This is a genomic window from Texcoconibacillus texcoconensis, from assembly GCF_014202575.1.
Taxonomy (GTDB): domain Bacteria; phylum Bacillota; class Bacilli; order Bacillales; family Salisediminibacteriaceae; genus Texcoconibacillus; species Texcoconibacillus texcoconensis.
Genome location: NZ_JACHHB010000004.1, coordinates 96,040 through 113,248, shown reverse-complemented (window position 1 = coordinate 113,248; position 17,209 = coordinate 96,040). Strand labels below are relative to the sequence as shown.

Genomic DNA, 17,209 nt, shown 5'->3' with positions numbered 1-17,209 from the left:
ATTATCCGTTTGAGTGCTCAAAAAGCCGTCGAACGGATGGTTTTTTGTTTTCAGAGGTATAAGCTCGTCCTCACCTGGCATACCTTTTACTAGAGAGTATGAGATGTGAGGTGTATATACGATGAGTCAATTATTTCGGTCGATGATGGAGACGATGTGGATATTAATTCTTTTTTTAGGGTGCACGATCATCTTTTATTATGGTATTCTATGGGTGAGCACGGAATATGAGCGTTATCATCGATATGATGAACCAAAAGGTGATGCCGTAAAAGTAGCAACTGTAGAAGAAAGCGCTCAAAGTGGAACGGTGTGGGAACGATTACGACTTTTCTATCAGATAGGTCAGTAATCAAAAAGCGCTTGACAAGGAAGGTAGCAATGAATATGGATGAAGCACTTCAATCGTTTATACATTATTCGATCGTAGAACGTGGGCTTTCAAAGAATACGACAAATGCATATGAAAGGGATTTAAATCCATATATCCTTTACTTAAAAAAAGTGGAAAAGGTCGAACAATTGGATGGGATCAATCGTACCGCGATCATGCATTACCTTTATCATCTAAGGGAGCAAGAGAAAGCGGTATCAACGATTGCTCGAACCATTTCGTCTATTCGTGCATTTCACCAATTCCTTTTACGAGAGCAGAGGGTTACAGAAGACCCGACTGTCCACATTGAAATTCCGAAGGCGAAGAAAGCGCTACCTAAAGTGCTTTCAACGAGTGAAGTTGAAGCTTTATTAAATGTACCAGATTTAAAGACGCCACTTGGACAAAGGAATAAATCGATGTTGGAAGTCCTTTATGCAACAGGTTTACGTGTTTCAGAGTTGTGTGACTTAAAACTTTCAGATGTTCATTTACAAATGGGGTTTATTCGCTGTGTAGGAAAGGGGAATAAAGAGCGAATTATCCCGCTTGGTAAGATGGCACAAGAAGCCTTGAGCACATATTTATCAAGGGGAAGAGGCATACTTATAAAAGGAAAAGATCATGATTTCTTGTTTGTTAATCAACATGGGCGACCAATATCAAGGCAAGGGTTTTGGAAGGTTCTGAAAAAGTTAGCACAAGGAGCACGAATTGAAAAAACGCTTACACCCCATACGTTGCGGCATTCTTTTGCTACGCATTTACTTGAAAATGGGGCAGATCTTAGAGCTGTACAAGAAATGCTAGGGCATGCAGACATATCAACAACAGAGATTTACACCCACGTATCGAAAGCGCGTTTAAGAGATGTTTATTCTTATTATCACCCACGAGCTTAAGCTATGACGTATAGCTTATTCTATACGTGCTCAAAGGTCAGACTTCTGACAACTTAAAGTAATGATATAAATTTGTTAAAGACCCATAAACATAAGGGAATTTTATATTGGAGGATTGAAAGTAATGGATGTAAAACGATATCAAAGAATCTTTTTAATTGTTATGGACTCTGTAGGGGTTGGCGAGTCTCCAGATGCAAAACAATTCGATGATGAAGGCGCAGACACGTTAGGTCATATTGCAGAGAAAATGAATGGACTTAAGATGCCAAATATGGGACGACTAGGCCTATCAAATATTCGTGAAATTCAAGGTGTTGAAAAAGTCGACCAACCTCTTGCGCATTATGGAAAAATGGAAGAAGCATCAAACGGAAAAGATACGATGACGGGACATTGGGAAATTATGGGTCTGCGCGTAGACCAGCCATTCCGTGTATTTCCTGACGGTTTCCCTAAAGAATTAATTGACGAGCTAGAAGAGCGTACAGGCCGTAAAGTGATTGGAAATAAACCTGCTTCTGGAACTGAGATATTGGACGAGTTAGCACAAGAGCATGTAGATACAGGTGCTTTAATTGTTTATACATCTGCAGACTCTGTATTACAAATTGCAGCTCACGAAGAAGTTGTGAGCATTGATGAATTGTATAAGATTTGCGACATCGCGCGTGAATTAACGTTAGATGATCCATACATGCTCGGTAGAATCATTGCGCGACCATTTGTTGGTTCTAATGGCAACTGGGAACGCACATCGAACCGTAAAGATTTGGCATTAAAACCATTTGAACGCACTGTTATGAATGAGTTGAAAGATGCAGGTTACGATTCCATTTCCATCGGAAAGATTTCGGATATTTATGATGGAGAAGGGATTACAGAGTCATTAAAAACAACAGATAACATGGATGGTATGGATAAATTAAATCAGACATTAGGTCAATCATTTACAGGTTTGAGCTTCTTAAACCTCGTAGATTTTGATGCGAAATTTGGACACCGTCGCGATCCAATCGGTTATGGTAAAGCTTTAGAGGAATATGATGAGCGTCTTACTGAAGTGATCGATCAAATTGGAGATGACGACTTGCTTATTATCACAGCCGATCATGGTAATGACCCTGTTCACCACGGAACAGATCACACGAGAGAATATGTGCCGTTGCTCGTTTATTCACCGCAAATGGAAGAGGCGAAAAACTTAGGAATTCGCGAAACATTTGCTGATATTGGTGCGACAGTTGCTGATAACTTTAATGTGAAGATGCCAGAGCACGGTGTAAGTTTCTTAAACAAGATTTAATGATAAGTCTTTGCGCTTATCATTAAATCAGTTTATCAATCACTAATTTGAGGGGGAAATAAAAATGAGAATCGTTGACATTATTGAAAAGAAACGTGACGGAAACTCTTTAACTGAAGAAGAAATTAACTTTTTTGTTGAAGGATATACAAAAGGGGATGTTCCTGACTATCAAGCAAGCGCTTTAGCAATGGCTATTTATTTCCAAGACATGGATGAGCGTGAAAAAGCTGCGATCACAAAAGCGATGATGTATTCTGGTGATACGATTGACCTTTCAGAAATCGAAGGGATTAAAGTCGATAAGCACAGTACTGGCGGTGTTGGAGATACAACGACACTTATCCTCGCTCCTCTTGTAGCAAGTGTAGGCGTACCTGTAGCAAAAATGAGTGGACGTGGCTTAGGACATACTGGTGGAACTGTCGATAAAATGGAAGCGGTCCCAGGCTTTCATGTCGAAATAGAAAAACAGCAATTTGTTGATCTTGTGAATAACAATGGATTAGCGGTAATGGGTCAAAGTGAAAACTTAACACCAGCGGATAAAAAGCTCTATTCTTTACGTGACGTAACAGGAACCGTCAATTCAATTCCGTTAATTGCAAGCTCGATCATGAGTAAAAAATTAGCAGCTGGAGCAGATTCGATTGTTCTTGATGTGAAAACAGGCTCTGGTGCATTCATGAAGAGTTTAGAGGATTCGAAAGCGTTAGCAGAGGCAATGGTGCATATTGGAAAAGAACTCGGTCGACAAACAACGGCTGTGATTTCGGATATGAACCAACCGTTAGGGTATATGGTAGGAAATGCTCTTGAAGTAAAAGAAGCAGCTTATACACTTCGTGGAGATGGGCCAACAGATTTGACGGAACTGTGCCTTACACTTGGAAGTCATATGGTCGTGTTAGCTGAAAAGGCGAAAACGACAGATGAAGCGCGCAAAATGTTAGAAGATGCAATTAAATCTGGTGCAGCGATGGAAAAATTTGAGCAGTTCTTGGATGCTCAAGGTGGGGATAGCTCTGTGATTCGCGATTTAAACCGTTTACCTGTGGCCGAACATACAATTGAAGTCACTGCAAGTAAAGATGGCTATGTCAGTGAAATTGTTGCTGACGAAATTGGTACTGCGGCTATGATGTTAGGTGCTGGACGTGCAACAAAAGATTCAGAGATCGATCTTGCAGTCGGCATTGAATTGAAAAAGAAAATTGGAGACGCTGTCAAAAAAGGTGAACCGTTAGCAATCATGCATGCAAATAATAAAGATATCAATAACGTATCTGAGCGTATCATTGATGCATTTAAAATCAGTTCTGAAGCTGTTGAGTCACCGACGCTTGTTTACGATACATTTTCATCATAAAAAGTTTTACAAAACTGTTTACGTTTTCGAAATGGAGAAATCTTACCGTCTGGTAAGGTTTCTTTTTTTGGATTATGGTATAAAAAGGTTGTTTCTGGAGAAAATGGTAAAGACAAATGAGGAGGGATAGCTATGAAAAGTGGATGGTTTTCGGCCTTATTCGCAGGCATTTTTTTCGTAACAACGTTTAGTGGTACCGCGCTTGCAAAAGAGCAAGAGGTAAATTTAGCGGAAGAGGCAACCTCTGCAATTTTGATAGAACGTGATACTGGAGAGGTTTTATTTGATAAAAACAGCCATGAACCTCTTCCACCAGCAAGTATGACGAAAATTATGACGATGTTATTAATTATGGAAGCATTGGATGAAGAGCGGATCTCGTTGACAGAAGAAGTGCGTGCTAGTGAACGGGCGGCCTCAATGGGGGGCTCACAAATCTTTCTCGAGCCTGGTGAGACGATGACAGTAGAAGATATGCTCAAAGGGATAGCGATTGCCTCAGGAAATGATGCTTCTGTTGCAATGGCTGAACATATTTCAGGGACTGAAGAAGAATTTGTAAACATGATGAATGAAAGAGCTGAAGAGTTAGGGTTAGAAAATACGCATTTTGTAAATTCAAATGGTTTACCTGATGAAGATCATTACTCAACGGCTGCGGATTTGTCGAAAATGTCTCAAGAGTTATTAAATCATGAACAAATTACTGCGTTTACAGGTTTATACGAGGATTACTTACGCGAAGATAGTGAAGAAAAATTTTGGCTTGTTAACACGAACAAGTTAGTGAAGTTTTACCCTGGCGTTGATGGTTTGAAAACGGGGTATACAAGTGAAGCAGAATATTGTTTAGCGGCTACTGCTAAAAAACAAGATATGCGTACAATTGCTGTCGTCATGGGGGCCGAGTCACCGAAGGAAAGAAATAGACAAATTACAGAGATGTTTGACTACGCTTTTGGTCAATATCAGGTTGAAAAATTGTATGAACAAGGTACGGTCATCGATGAGGTGAAAGTGAGCAAAGGTGAAAAATCTCGTGTTGATGCAGTTACCGACCATAATGTTTCTTTACTAACGAAAAAAGGACAATCGATTGAAGAAGTAGACACTGAGATTGAATTAGAGTCAGGATTAAGCGCGCCAATAAATAAAGGAGATCGACTAGGTACATTAACGGTTACTCTTGATGGTGAACGACTACAAGAAGCAGACTTAGTCGCAAACGAAGAAATTGCTGAAGCATCGTGGTGGCAATTGTTCAAACGAACGACGTCTCAACTTGTCGGTAAAGATTAAAAATGACTTCTATTTTTGACGAATGGTCGCTAGTTTTGTCTTCGAGAAGGATATATCATTCACCGTGAAGAAATGAGACACATGCGCCGTGAAGAGGAAGGTTTCCTAAAGGGGCAAACATTATGGTCATTAAGGAGTGGTGACGAAAATGAGTTTAAAGGTCGACCTAGAACAGCGCGGCCATGTGCTCTGTGTACGACTCGATGGTGAGTTAGATCATCATACGTCGAAGCAGCTTAAAGAACAAGTGGACGAATCTTTAGAGAAGTTGGATGTTGAAGATGTTTTGTTGAATTTATCAAATCTTACGTTCATGGATAGCTCAGGTCTTGGCGTAATTCTAGGAAGGTATAAATTTGTGCAAAATATCGGGGGACAAATTGTCGTTTGTTCAATTCCGCAGCAGATTAAGCGTCTATTTGAAATGTCCGGGATGTTTAAAATCATTCGTTTAGAAGATGATGAGCTTGATGCGCTATCGACGTTGGGGGTGGCGTCATGAATAATATCATGGAATTAAAGTGTTCGGCGGTTAGTTCAAATGAGTCGTTTGCTCGCGTAACAGTGGCTGCGTTTGTCAGTCAACTTGATCCTACTGTAGATGAGTTGAATGAAATTAAAACCGTTGTCTCTGAAGCTGTAACAAATGCCGTCATCCATGGATACAAAGATAAAGAAGATGGATTCGTTTTTATTCGTGTTGAGTTAGATGAGGAACGGATCCACCTGATGATTCAAGATGAAGGAATCGGTATGGATGATGTGCATGAAGCGCGTCAACCGATGTACACATCGAAGCCTGAAATGGAACGTAGCGGCATGGGCTTTACCATTATGGAAAATTTTATGGATGAGGTCGATATCTCTTCTTCTCCATTAATGGGAACAACGGTGAAAATGACCAAACGCTTGTCACAACGTAAAGCGTTGTGCAATTAAGTGAGGTGTTGCCCATGGATGTCGAAGTATCCAACGGTAGCACGAAACGCTTGAGTGACGGTGAGTTAAAAACGCTTATAAGACAAGCGCAAGATGGAAAGCAAGAAGCAAGAGATTCGATTGTTCAACAAAATACGAGATTGGTATGGTCTGTCGTTCAACGTTTTTTAAATCGAGGCTATGATCCTGACGATTTATTCCAAATTGGTTGTATTGGATTAATTAAGTCGATTGATAAGTTCGATTTATCGTATGATGTAAAATTTTCAACTTATGCAGTGCCAATGATTATCGGTGAAATCCAACGATTCCTTCGTGATGATGGTACCGTAAAAGTGAGTCGTTCCATTAAAGAAAGCGCCAATAAGATTCGTAAAGAAAAAGACGATTGGACAAAAAAGCATGGTCGGAGTCCGACGATTCAAGAGTTAGCTGATGCATTAGATTTATCGCCGGAAGAAGTCGTATTCGCTCAAGAAGCGAGCCGCAGTTTAACGTCGATTCATGAAACCGTTTATGAAAATGACGGAGATCCAATTACACTTCAAGATCAAATAGCAGATAATAGTGAATCGCACTGGTTTGAAAAAATAGCCCTTAAAGATGCGATTGACCATTTGCAAGAAAGAGAACGTTTAATTGTGTATATGAGGTACTATAAAGACAGGACGCAGTCAGAAGTTGCTGAACGTCTCGGCATCTCGCAAGTTCAGGTGTCGCGGTTGGAGAAAAAAATCTTAGAGCAGATTCGCGATCAAATGGGTTCCTGACCCGTTTGGTCGCTTTTTTGTGTTTATGAAATGACTATCGTTCTTTCCAATTAAGAAGAATGATTCTACAGATATCGAAACATACTAACGTTAGATATGGGGAGTGAACAAGATGAAAACGATCGATAAATTAAAGACAGAGTACCCAAAAGAGCGAAAGCTGCTTATTTCAAATCAGTGGTTGCAAAAAAGTTTCTTAGCTTTTATCGCCGGAGGCTTCATTTCAATGTTTGGTCAATGGATTTGGAATGTGTATATCACGTCGTTTTCATTAACAGAAAAAGAGGCAATCGCACCTATGCTTGCCACATTAATCGTGATTTCTGGACTTTTAACAGGGCTCGGTTGGTATAAGAAATTGTCGCGCATTTTTGGGGCGGGTGTCATTGTACCAATCACTGGATTTACAAACTCTCTTGCAAGTGCCGCGATGGAGTACCGACATGAAGGGCTTGTCTCAGGAATCGGGGCGAATATGTTCCGCATCGGTGGTGCTGTGTTAATTTATGGTGTCGTCAGTGCATATGTCGTCTCGATGGTTCGGCTATTAGTCGAAACAATCATTCAGTAAGTCTATAGGGATGTGGCGTCGATGGTACAGAGAATCGGGAAACAGACTTGGGTCATAGATGAACCTTGTTTTATTAAAGAAACTGCAACCGTTGTTGGTCCAGATGAATATGAAGGTCCATTAGGACATGTGTTCGATGATCACATTGACGATTTATATGCTGGACAATCGTCTTGGGAAAAAGCGGAACAGAGGCTAGTCCAAAAAGCAGTCAGCCAATGTATAAAGAAGGCGGGTATTTCTGAAGCGGAGGTTGATTTATATGCTGCAGGGGACTTAATGAGTCAATTAGCAACAAGCTATTATGCAGCCAGTCAGTTACCGTTCCCATTTTTAGGGGCATTTTCAGCATGTGCAACATCCATGCAACTTGTTGCTTTAACAGCCATGTCCGTTTCGCAAAGGATGGTCAATCATGCATTGATTAGTACGAGTAGCCATTACGGTGTAGCAGAGAAACAATTTCGCCTACCAATTGAACACGTTAAACAACGTCCGAAAACCGCGATGAAAACGGTGACCGGTGCAGGAGCAGCGCTTATTAGTTCTACCCCTTCGCCTATTGCGGTACAATCATTTACCTTTGGTCGCGTTATAGATTGGAAGGTAAAAGACCCTACTGACTTAGGACAAGCGATGGCACCAGCAGCATTTTCGACAATCGATGACCATCTACAGGCGATGGGAGAGTCGATCGATGACTATGATGCCATTGTAACAGGAGATTTATCAATGTTTGGTTCCACGCAACTGCAAAGGCTCTTTAGAGAGAGAGGCGTTGAGAAGATGGATTTAAAACATATTGATTGTGGTCAACTGATATACGGATCAGGAAGTAAAACGTTCGCAGGGGGAAGTGGTGCTGCTTGTTGTCCTGTTGTGACATTTTCATCTCTTTTTGACCACTTACGTACTGGGAAGTACCGCCGTATTTTTGTTGTTGCAACAGGAGCGATTGTTAATCGTTCGCACCTTCAACAAGGAGAGACGATCCCTTGTGTAGCCCATGGTGTCGTGTTTGCTAGAAATGAGGCACTAGAGGAGGGGCGTGGTGATGGCTGAATATATCGTTGCATTTATAACAGGTGGGATCGTTGTTATGGTCGGTCAGTTGCTTATGGATTTATTGCAACTCTCAAGTGCACAATTAATGGTTATCTTTGTCGTAAGCGGTGCGATTTTAGATGGTTTTCACCTTTATGATCGATTCATTGATTTTGCAGGAGCGGGTGCACTTGTTCAAATGTCGAGTTTCGGTCACTTTCTCGTCCATGGTGCGATGGCGGAGGGAGAACGTAGTGGTTTTCTTGGCGTAAGTATGGGGTTGTTTGAAATGACGTCAGCGAGTTTTACAACGGTCATTGTCGTCAGTTTTTTTGTAGCGATCATGTTTCGGGCGAAAGGGTGAATATGGGCGTTGGAAAAGAAGCGAGTAATCTTAATAACAGACGGAGATGATACAGCAAAAGCAGCTGTTCAACATGTCGCAAATGAATTACATGGGTATCTATTGACTCAATCAGCAGGAAACCCTACAAAACTGACCGGTGCAGAAATGGTCAAGGCAATTTTAGAAGCCCCATTAGATTTTATTTTTGTGTTATTTGATGATTGTGGTCACGACAAAGAAGGCCCTGGTGAATCGGCGTTAAAAACGGTTGTTCATGATTCGAGAATTGAAACACTCGGTGCACTTGCGGTGGCATCACACTCATTTGATCACGAATGGACACGCGTAGATGTAAGTATTGACCGCTTAGGAAGGTTAACACCTTATGGAGTAGATAAATCAGGAATACAAGAGCTTGAATTGGAAAGGATTCGTGGAGACACCGTTTATCTACTCGATCAGTTAAACATCCCGATTGTTATAGGAATTGGTGATATCGGGAAGATGGGTGGACGCGATGACCCGTCTCGTGGTGCTCCAATCACACGGCGAGCAGTCGATTTGATTTTAGAAAGGAGTGGAGGACATGTCCGCTGAGAAAAGTGAAGAGAAGGACCAAAAACAGCCGATCTCTCCAAAAATACGGGAAAACGAAAAAATTATTTCTAATCGTGTTGGGATTGGTTCTAGTTTCGATGTCGATGTAAGGCGCTTATCGATTCAAGGCAAGGAAGTTCAGTTTTATATTGTGAATGGCTTGACTGACACACCGATTGCCATTGAATTATTAAAAGAATTAATGTTCTTAGATGCAGTTGAAGTTGAACAATTTGATGTTAAAAAACAAATTCAAAACCGACTAACACATGTACAAGTTGAATTTGTCGATAACATAGATGATGCAATTAAACAGATGTTGTCAGGTTTAACCTTTTTACTCATTGATGGTGAATCTGAAGCGATTGTGATTGACGTCCGTCAATATCCAGGGCGAGGGCCTGAAGAGCCAGATACTGAAAAAGTGGTTCGTGGCGCAAGAGATGGGTATACCGAAAATATTATTGAAAACACAGGTCTTACGAGAAGAAGAATTCGAGATGAACGGTTACGTAATGAAATTTTGCAAGTAGGTAAACGTTCGAAAACAGATATTTGTATATCATATATTGATGGGGTTGCGGATAATGACCTTGTAAACATTGTGAAAAAGGAATTAGAGAATATCGATATTGATGGATTAACAATGGCAGATAAAGTCGTTGAAGAATATATCGTCAAACAAGGTTATAATCCATTTCCGCTCGTTCGTTATACTGAGAGACCGGATGTGGCAGCCACCCATTTATTTGAAGGTCATGTCGTTGTTATTGTTGATGCTTCTCCAAGTGTTATTATTTTTCCGACAACGTTTTTTCACCACGTTCAGCACGCAGAAGAATATCGTCAAGCGCCAATGATCGGGACATTTTTACGGTGGGTTCGATTTTTAGGGATGTTCTTTTCATTGTTTATCCTCCCGCTGTGGTTGCTTTTTGTGATGCAACCATCGTTGTTACCACCTGATTTTGATTTTATAGGGTTGGAGGAATCGCCCACGATTCCGGTGTTTGTACAAATTATGTTTGGGGAACTAGGGATTGAATTACTCCGTATGGCAGCGATACACACACCTTCACCTTTAGCTACGGCATTAGGTCTTGTTGCCGCGTTGTTAATTGGTGAAATTGCGATAGAAGTTGGTGTTTTAAGTGCGGAGGTCATTTTATATGTTGCAATTGGCGCGATCGGTATGTTTGCATCACCAAGCTACGAAATGGGTATTACGCTAAAGATGATCCGCGTGTTGCTGCTCGTTGCGGTTGCGGCCTTTAAAGTACCAGGCATCGTTATTGCGACAACGGTTATGTTCATTCTTGTTGCAGCAATTAAAACCTTAAATGTTCCATATTTATGGCCATTTTTACCATTTTATCCAAAAGCCTTACTAGATACACTGATTCGTATGTCTGTTCCTTCGAAAAAGCGTCGTCCATCGATTGTTAATCCGCGTGATGTCTATAAGCAGTCAAAGGCTTAAACGTTTTCCTTGCGGGCAAGCGGAATGTGTGATAAATTACGATCATATTACACAAACCTTTTTGACAACTTGCCAATAAGGTAGAGGTGCATCGGTTGAAAGAGTATCGTTTGTAAACGACAGTGGAAGTGATGATCAGACGGGAAAGGTCCCGATGCCGAAGCTTTCGATATCCACAGTATCGCTAGCTGGTGTGCTGTTGAAGAAACAGTACACTGTCACTACAAATGAGTAGTGGAGCACTATCCGATTGATGGAGGTTACAGATCTTCTCCAGATAACTAGTGGTTCCATTAGTTATCTTTTTTTCATCATTTTCAAATGTAGCTTTTCATTGGTCGAATTGAATCGCAAGGAGAGAGATAAATGAGCGCATTTTCAACACATACAGTGAATGAAAAAGGACATATACAAATCGGGGGCGTTGATGTAGTAGAGCTGTCACGCGAATACGGAACCCCTCTTTATGTTTATGATGTAGAAGATATTAAACAAAGAATGGTTGCTTTTAAAGAGGCATTTGACGCAGAAGGCGTCTCTTATCAAATCGCATATGCGAGTAAAGCATTTAGTTGTATTGCCATCATTCAATTAATGAAAGAGTACGGTATGAGTTTAGATGTCGTATCCGGTGGCGAATTATACACGGCTTTACATGCGGGTTTCCCCCCAGAACAAATTCACTTTCATGGGAACAATAAGTTGCCAGAGGAAATTGAATTTGCAGTGAAATCAGGAGTCGGTTGTTTTGTCGTTGATAACTTTTATGAGTTAGATCTTCTAAATGAAATACTGAAAAACAACAATCGTACAATGGATATATTACTCCGTATCACACCAGGTGTTGAAGCGCACACACACGATTATATTTCTACAGGACAAGAGGATTCTAAATTTGGCTTCGATATTAACAGTGGGCAAGCAGATTTAGCGATTGAAAAATCGCTCGCAAGTCAATACTTGCAATTACAAGGCTTTCATTCACATATCGGGTCGCAAATTTTTGAAGAAGAAGGGTTTATCCTTGCAGTCGAGGCGATGGTCCGAGAAATTAAACGGTGGAACGACAAATATGCAAACTTTACACTCAACGTATTAAATGTCGGTGGTGGGTTTGGCATTCGCTATACGCAAGACGACGCTCCATTGTCTCCAGGTCGTTACGTTTCAGCAATCGTCCAAGCAGTGCGTGAGCAAATGGGGGCTATCGGTCTACCAGTCCCTGAAATCTGGATTGAGCCGGGGCGTGCGCTTGTAGGTGAAGCGGGGACAACCCTTTACACAATCGGTTCGGTTAAAGACATTCCAAATGTTCGTAAATATGTGTCTGTCGATGGCGGGATGACCGATAACATTCGTCCTGCTTTGTATGAGGCAGAGTATGAGGCGGATGTGGCTAATCGTATGAATGACGCACGGAATGAAACGGTTTCGATTGCTGGTAAATGTTGCGAATCAGGTGATATGCTGATCTGGGATATTGCATTGCCGTCTGTCCAACAAGGAGATATTCTTGCTGTTTATTCCACGGGAGCATATGGGTATTCAATGGCTAATAACTATAATCGTATTGAACGCCCAGGTGTTGTGTTTGTTGAAAATGGTCAGGCACAACTCGTTGTAAAACGTGAAACGTATGAAGATTTACTAAAACAAGATTTGCGTTACCAATCACAATCAAATTGTACAAGTGTTCACTTAACGTAAATGTTTGAGGAGGAGAATTGCCATGAAAAAAGGTCAAATCGAGTTTGAAACAGGAGAATCACTAACAATTGAGTTCTTTCCAGACGCAGCACCAAAAACGGTGGAGAATTTTGAGAAATTAGCCAACGACAAGTTTTATGATGGCCTCACATTTCACCGTGTGATTCCAGGATTTGTTGCCCAAGGTGGCGATCCTAACGGAAATGGGACTGGCGGCCCAGGTTATACGATTAAGTGTGAAACGGAAGGCAATCCATACAAACATGAACGTGGATCATTGTCGATGGCTCATGCTGGTAAAGACACAGGAGGAAGTCAATTTTTTATCGTGTTCGAACAACAACCACATTTAGATGGCGTTCATACCGTATTTGGTCGTGTCATTGATGGAATGGAAGCGGTAGACCGTATTCGTCCTGGCGATGTGATGGCACAAGTACGTGTTTATGACGAGGCGTAAGGAAAGCGTGAGGGGAGATCCCTCCGCTTTTCTTTGTTTTAAGAGGGGCAAACACGAAATATGAATAATTGATGAAATGTGATTTAAATCATCACGACATCATTCGATTATGTGCTATACTGTACAAGAACGAAAAACGAACAAATGAACAAAGGTCGTCCTTCGGGGTCAGGTGCAATTCCTAACCGGCGGTGATGAGGAAGTGATCCTCTAAGCCCGTGACCCGTTTCGCAAAGCGTAACGGTGGATTTGGTGAAAAACCAGAGCCGACAGTAACAGTCTGGATGGGAGAAGGAACCAACGTTCATGACACAGGTGAAGTGTGCCTTCCTTTAACAAAATGGGATAGGTGTGCGCTGTTTCATGACATGGTCGTCTCCTGAAGGATATTTTCAGGGGGCGTTTTTCGTTATATAAGCATTTCTACTTTGAACACGATAAATTTATTAAAGGGTCACGCTATGGAAAGGAAGAATGGGACGTGGATGATAAAGGTTATATGCGCACAGCATTACAAATGGCCGAAGCAACGAAAGGTCAAACTACACCAAACCCTGCCGTGGGAGCAGTGGTCGTGAAAGAACATCGCGTTGTTGGTTTTGGTGCACATCTACGAGCGGGAGAGGCTCATGCGGAGCGACATGCGCTTACCATGGCGGGTGAAAAAGCATATGATGCAACCATTTACGTGACGCTAGAGCCGTGTAGTCACCAGGGTCGTACGCCACCTTGCTGTGATGCAATTATCGAAGCTGGCATTAGACGCGTTGTTGTTGCAACAATGGATGCCAATCCAAAGGTTGCAGGAAACGGAATTAAAAAATTGCGGCAAGCTGGCATCGAAGTGGATGTCGGTGTTTGTCGAGAGGCTGCGGAAGAATTAAATCAATCGTTTTTCCATTACATGAAAACGAACCAACCGTACGTGACATTAAAAGTAGCTGCAAGTATCGATGGAAAAATTGCAACATCGACTGGTGAAAGTCAGTGGATTACGAGCTCGGAATCAAGGGCGGATGGGCATGTTCTTCGTCATCAACACGATGCAATCCTGGTCGGTGTGAATACGGTGGTAGCGGATGATCCGAAGCTGACGACAAGGTTACCCGAGGGAGGGGAGAACCCGATTCGCGTCATTTTGGACCATACTTTACGAACGCCTTTATCTGCTCAGCTAGTCACGGATAAGTCAGCACCTACGTGGATTGTGACGACGAAGAAAGCAGATGCTCATCGTATTGATGAATTTGAAAAAAATGGAGTGAGCGTCCTCGTATTAAAAGGGGAAACGATTGAGGTCGATGAATTACTCGTTCAATTAAGTGAACGAGGGGTAACATCGGTTCTTGTCGAAGGCGGAGGAACGATTCATGATGCATTTTTGCGTTCAGGATCTTTCCAACAAATTGTCTATTATATGGCGGTCATGTTGATTGGTGGTTCACATGCACCTGATGCTTTTTCGGGAATGGGGATCTCTTCCTTGAAAGATGTTCCGCGACTAGCGGTCCATTCATGGGAGAAGCTCGGCTCTGATATGAAAATGGTTTTGAGGAAGGGGGAGGAATAGAATGTTTACGGGAATTGTAGAAGAAAAAGGAACGATTCGAAGCATGCGTCAAACAGGTGAATCAATCGTGATGTCTGTCGAAGCGGCGATCGTTTTAGAGGATGTTTCGATTGGTGATAGTATTGCTGTCAATGGCGTCTGTTTGACAGTGACTGCTTACGATGCTCGGTCATTTTCGGTAGATGTGATGCCGGAGACTGTTCGACATACGAGTTTAAATGATCTACGCCGCGGTTCAGAAGTGAATCTTGAGCGCGCGATGTCAGCGGCGGGACGTTTCGGTGGTCACTTTGTTAGTGGTCATATTGATGGCACAGGAAAGATTCGCTCAAAGGAACGTCAAGATAATGCCGTTTATTATGAGATCGCTGTAGATCCTTCGTTACGAAAATATATGTTGATGAAAGGGTCCGTGGCCGTTGATGGAACGAGTTTAACGATCTTTGGCTTAACTGATGATTCAATAACGATTTCGATCATTCCTCATACGTTAGATGAAACGGTTATTGGTAGCAAAGGGGTTGGTGATATCGTGAATATCGAATGTGATATGCTCGGTAAGTATGTTGATCAATTTATGCAAACGTACATGTCACAGCCACCTTCTAACCAAGGTCATTCGTTAACAGAGTCGTTTTTACGAGATAATGGTTTTTAATATAAAAATGGTGTAGTGAAAGAGGGGGATTCGTATGTTCGATCCAATTGAAGAAGCCATTTACGAATTAATGCAAGGAAATGTCGTCATTGTTTGTGACGATGAAGATCGAGAAAATGAAGGGGACTTCGTCGCCTTAGCAGATAAAGCGAGTCCTGAAGTGATAAACTTTATGATTACGCACGGTCGTGGGCTTGTATGTGCACCGATTACTCAGCAACGTGCAGAACAATTAGAGTTAGTGCCGATGGTGGATCATAACACTGATCCGCATGGTACAGCTTTTACCGTCAGTGTTGACCATAAAACAAACACAACAGGAATTTCAGCACCAGAACGTTCCGATACCGTAAAGGCATTATTCAATAATGAAACCAAAGCAAGTGATTTTAAAAAGCCTGGTCATATCTTTCCTCTTATTGCCAAAGAAGGTGGCGTGTTACGACGAGCAGGGCATACAGAAGCGGCGGTTGATTTAGCGAAAATGTGCGGTGCCAACCCGGCTGGCGTTATTTGTGAGATTATTAAAGAAGACGGAACGATGGCACGTGTTCCTGATTTACGTAAAATTGCAGATGAACACGAATTAAAAATGGTTACGATCAAAGATTTGATTCAATATCGTAATCGAAAAGACCGTCTTGTAGAACGTGAAGTTTCGATTGATTTGCCGACTCAATTTGGTGATTTCAAAGCATATGCCTATTCTAATGTAGTTGATGGTAAGGAGCATATAGCGCTTGTAAAGGGAGAAGTTGCCCCTGAAAAACCAACGCTTGTCCGTGTTCATTCTGAATGTTTAACAGGTGATGTGTTTGGCTCGCAACGTTGTGATTGTGGTCCTCAACTGCACGCTGCATTAGAACAAATTGAAGAAGCGGGTCAAGGTGTACTATTGTATATGCGTCAAGAAGGGCGAGGCATTGGTTTGCTTAATAAGATGCGCGCCTATAAACTTCAAGAAGAAGGCTATGACACAGTTGAGGCAAACGAAAAGCTTGGGTTTGCTCCTGATCTAAGAGATTATGGAATTGGTGCGCAAATTTTACGCGATGTTGGTGTAAAAAAAATGAAATTACTTACTAATAACCCAAGGAAAATTCGCGGGTTAGAAGGGTATGACTTAGAAGTCGTTGACCGCGTACCGCTCCAGTTGCCACAAACTAAGGCAAATGAACGTTATTTAGAAGTGAAAAAAGATAAATTAGGTCATTTATTACATTTTTAATCATATTAATCATATTTATTTTAATTGGAGGCATTCATGATGGGACAAACATTTGAAGGAAATTTAGTTGGTTCGGGTTTGAAAGTTGCGATCGTCGTCGGTCGTTTTAATGAAATGATTACGAGTAAGCTTTTAAGTGGAGCTGAAGATACGTTAAGACGTCACGGGGTTGAAGAAGAAAATGTAGATATCGCTTGGGTTCCAGGCGCGTTTGAAATTCCAGTTGCTGCGAAGAAGCTAACGGAATCCGGTCGTTACGATGCAGTGGTTACATTGGGGACAGTGATCCGCGGCTCAACGCCACACTTTGACTATGTTTGTAGCGAAGTGGCAAAGGGCGTTGCTTCCCTTTCCATGCAGACAGGTACGCCAGTGATTTTCGGGGTGTTAACGACAGATACAATCGAGCAAGCTGTTGAGCGCGCTGGTACGAAAGCAGGTAACAAAGGTGCAGAGGCAGCTGTGTCAGCGATTGAAATGGCTAACTTAAGTCGTTCAATTTCATTTGAATAATAGAAATAAAAAAGAGGAACAGGAGATTTTTCCTGTTTCTCTTTTTATTTCCAAAGAGGACGATTTATTTCATG

19 protein-coding genes and 2 riboswitches are annotated in these 17,209 nt (G+C 41.7%); all 19 genes read left to right on the top strand.

Annotated features, from left to right (window positions below; translation table 11 throughout):
- The first annotated feature begins 121 nt into the window (after positions 1 to 121).
- The 19 genes from HNQ41_RS05645 to ribH all read left to right on the top strand — a co-directional run bounded on the left by HNQ41_RS05645 (position 122) and on the right by ribH (position 17,135).
- Entirely contained in the window at positions 122 to 352 is a 231-nt protein-coding gene (locus HNQ41_RS05645) for a YqzK family protein (protein ID WP_184663442.1), read from the top strand.
- 35 nt (positions 353 to 387) lie between these two features.
- On the top strand, positions 388 to 1,278 hold the full coding sequence (xerD, locus tag HNQ41_RS05640; protein WP_184663584.1) for a site-specific tyrosine recombinase XerD: 891 nt from the start codon (positions 388 to 390) through the stop codon (positions 1,276 to 1,278).
- Positions 1,279 to 1,402: 124 nt separating this feature from the next.
- A complete protein-coding gene (deoB, locus tag HNQ41_RS05635) occupies positions 1,403 to 2,584 on the top strand; it encodes a phosphopentomutase (RefSeq protein WP_184663441.1) in 1,182 nt (393 codons plus the stop codon).
- Between the two features lie 64 nt (positions 2,585 to 2,648).
- On the top strand, positions 2,649 to 3,953 hold the full coding sequence (locus HNQ41_RS05630; protein WP_184663440.1) for a pyrimidine-nucleoside phosphorylase: 1,305 nt from the start codon (positions 2,649 to 2,651) through the stop codon (positions 3,951 to 3,953).
- A 132-nt stretch (positions 3,954 to 4,085) separates the two neighbouring features.
- A complete protein-coding gene (locus HNQ41_RS05625) occupies positions 4,086 to 5,252 on the top strand; it encodes a D-alanyl-D-alanine carboxypeptidase family protein (protein WP_184663439.1) in 1,167 nt (388 codons plus the stop codon).
- A 148-nt stretch (positions 5,253 to 5,400) separates the two neighbouring features.
- A complete protein-coding gene (gene spoIIAA / locus HNQ41_RS05620; protein WP_184663438.1) occupies positions 5,401 to 5,754 on the top strand; it encodes an anti-sigma F factor antagonist in 354 nt (117 codons plus the stop codon).
- The gene (spoIIAB, locus tag HNQ41_RS05615; protein WP_184663437.1) at positions 5,751 to 6,191 is read left to right on the top strand and encodes an anti-sigma F factor; all 441 of its coding nucleotides are present in this window, start codon (positions 5,751 to 5,753) and stop codon (positions 6,189 to 6,191) included. Before spoIIAA ends, spoIIAB begins: the two co-directional genes overlap by 4 nt.
- 14 nt (positions 6,192 to 6,205) lie before the next feature.
- The gene (gene sigF / locus HNQ41_RS05610) at positions 6,206 to 6,961 is read left to right on the top strand and encodes an RNA polymerase sporulation sigma factor SigF (protein ID WP_184663436.1); all 756 of its coding nucleotides are present in this window, start codon (positions 6,206 to 6,208) and stop codon (positions 6,959 to 6,961) included.
- 112 nt (positions 6,962 to 7,073) lie between these two features.
- Positions 7,074 to 7,532, top strand: coding sequence for a stage V sporulation protein AC (gene spoVAC, locus HNQ41_RS05605; protein WP_184663435.1), 459 nt, complete (start codon positions 7,074 to 7,076; stop codon positions 7,530 to 7,532).
- A 21-nt stretch (positions 7,533 to 7,553) separates the two neighbouring features.
- Positions 7,554 to 8,594: a stage V sporulation protein AD gene (locus HNQ41_RS05600; RefSeq protein ID WP_184663434.1), complete on the top strand. Its 1,041-nt coding sequence runs from the start codon at positions 7,554 to 7,556 to the stop codon at positions 8,592 to 8,594.
- Positions 8,587 to 8,940: a stage V sporulation protein AE gene (gene spoVAE / locus HNQ41_RS05595; RefSeq protein ID WP_184663433.1), complete on the top strand. Its 354-nt coding sequence runs from the start codon at positions 8,587 to 8,589 to the stop codon at positions 8,938 to 8,940. The genes HNQ41_RS05600 and spoVAE overlap by 8 nt, the downstream gene beginning before the upstream one ends.
- Before the next feature lie 9 nt (positions 8,941 to 8,949).
- Entirely contained in the window at positions 8,950 to 9,519 is a 570-nt protein-coding gene (spoVAEA, locus tag HNQ41_RS05590; protein WP_184663432.1) for a stage V sporulation protein SpoVABEA, read from the top strand.
- Positions 9,509 to 10,999 carry a spore germination protein gene (locus HNQ41_RS05585; protein ID WP_184663431.1) on the top strand — a complete coding sequence of 497 codons (1,491 nt, stop codon included), beginning with the start codon at positions 9,509 to 9,511 and terminating at the stop codon, positions 10,997 to 10,999. The genes spoVAEA and HNQ41_RS05585 overlap by 11 nt, the downstream gene beginning before the upstream one ends.
- A gap of 73 nt (positions 11,000 to 11,072) precedes the next feature.
- Positions 11,073 to 11,252, top strand: a riboswitch (Lysine riboswitch).
- A 113-nt stretch (positions 11,253 to 11,365) separates the two neighbouring features.
- On the top strand, positions 11,366 to 12,706 hold the full coding sequence (gene lysA, locus HNQ41_RS05580) for a diaminopimelate decarboxylase (protein ID WP_184663430.1): 1,341 nt from the start codon (positions 11,366 to 11,368) through the stop codon (positions 12,704 to 12,706).
- 22 nt (positions 12,707 to 12,728) lie between these two features.
- Positions 12,729 to 13,166 (top strand): peptidylprolyl isomerase, encoded by a 438-nt coding sequence (locus HNQ41_RS05575; protein ID WP_184663429.1) that lies wholly within the window; start codon positions 12,729 to 12,731, stop codon positions 13,164 to 13,166.
- Between the two features lie 154 nt (positions 13,167 to 13,320).
- A riboswitch (FMN riboswitch) is annotated at positions 13,321 to 13,466 on the top strand.
- Between the two features lie 181 nt (positions 13,467 to 13,647).
- Entirely contained in the window at positions 13,648 to 14,736 is a 1,089-nt protein-coding gene (ribD, locus tag HNQ41_RS05570) for a bifunctional diaminohydroxyphosphoribosylaminopyrimidine deaminase/5-amino-6-(5-phosphoribosylamino)uracil reductase RibD (RefSeq protein ID WP_184663428.1), read from the top strand.
- A gap of 1 nt (position 14,737) precedes the next feature.
- A complete protein-coding gene (ribE, locus tag HNQ41_RS05565) occupies positions 14,738 to 15,394 on the top strand; it encodes a riboflavin synthase (protein ID WP_184663427.1) in 657 nt (218 codons plus the stop codon).
- 34 nt (positions 15,395 to 15,428) lie between these two features.
- Positions 15,429 to 16,622, top strand: coding sequence for a bifunctional 3,4-dihydroxy-2-butanone-4-phosphate synthase/GTP cyclohydrolase II (locus HNQ41_RS05560; protein ID WP_184663426.1), 1,194 nt, complete (start codon positions 15,429 to 15,431; stop codon positions 16,620 to 16,622).
- A 39-nt stretch (positions 16,623 to 16,661) separates the two neighbouring features.
- Complete coding sequence (ribH, locus tag HNQ41_RS05555; protein WP_184663425.1) at positions 16,662 to 17,135, top strand: 6,7-dimethyl-8-ribityllumazine synthase; 474 nt, start codon at positions 16,662 to 16,664, stop codon at positions 17,133 to 17,135.
- The last annotated feature ends 74 nt before the right edge of the window (positions 17,136 to 17,209 follow it).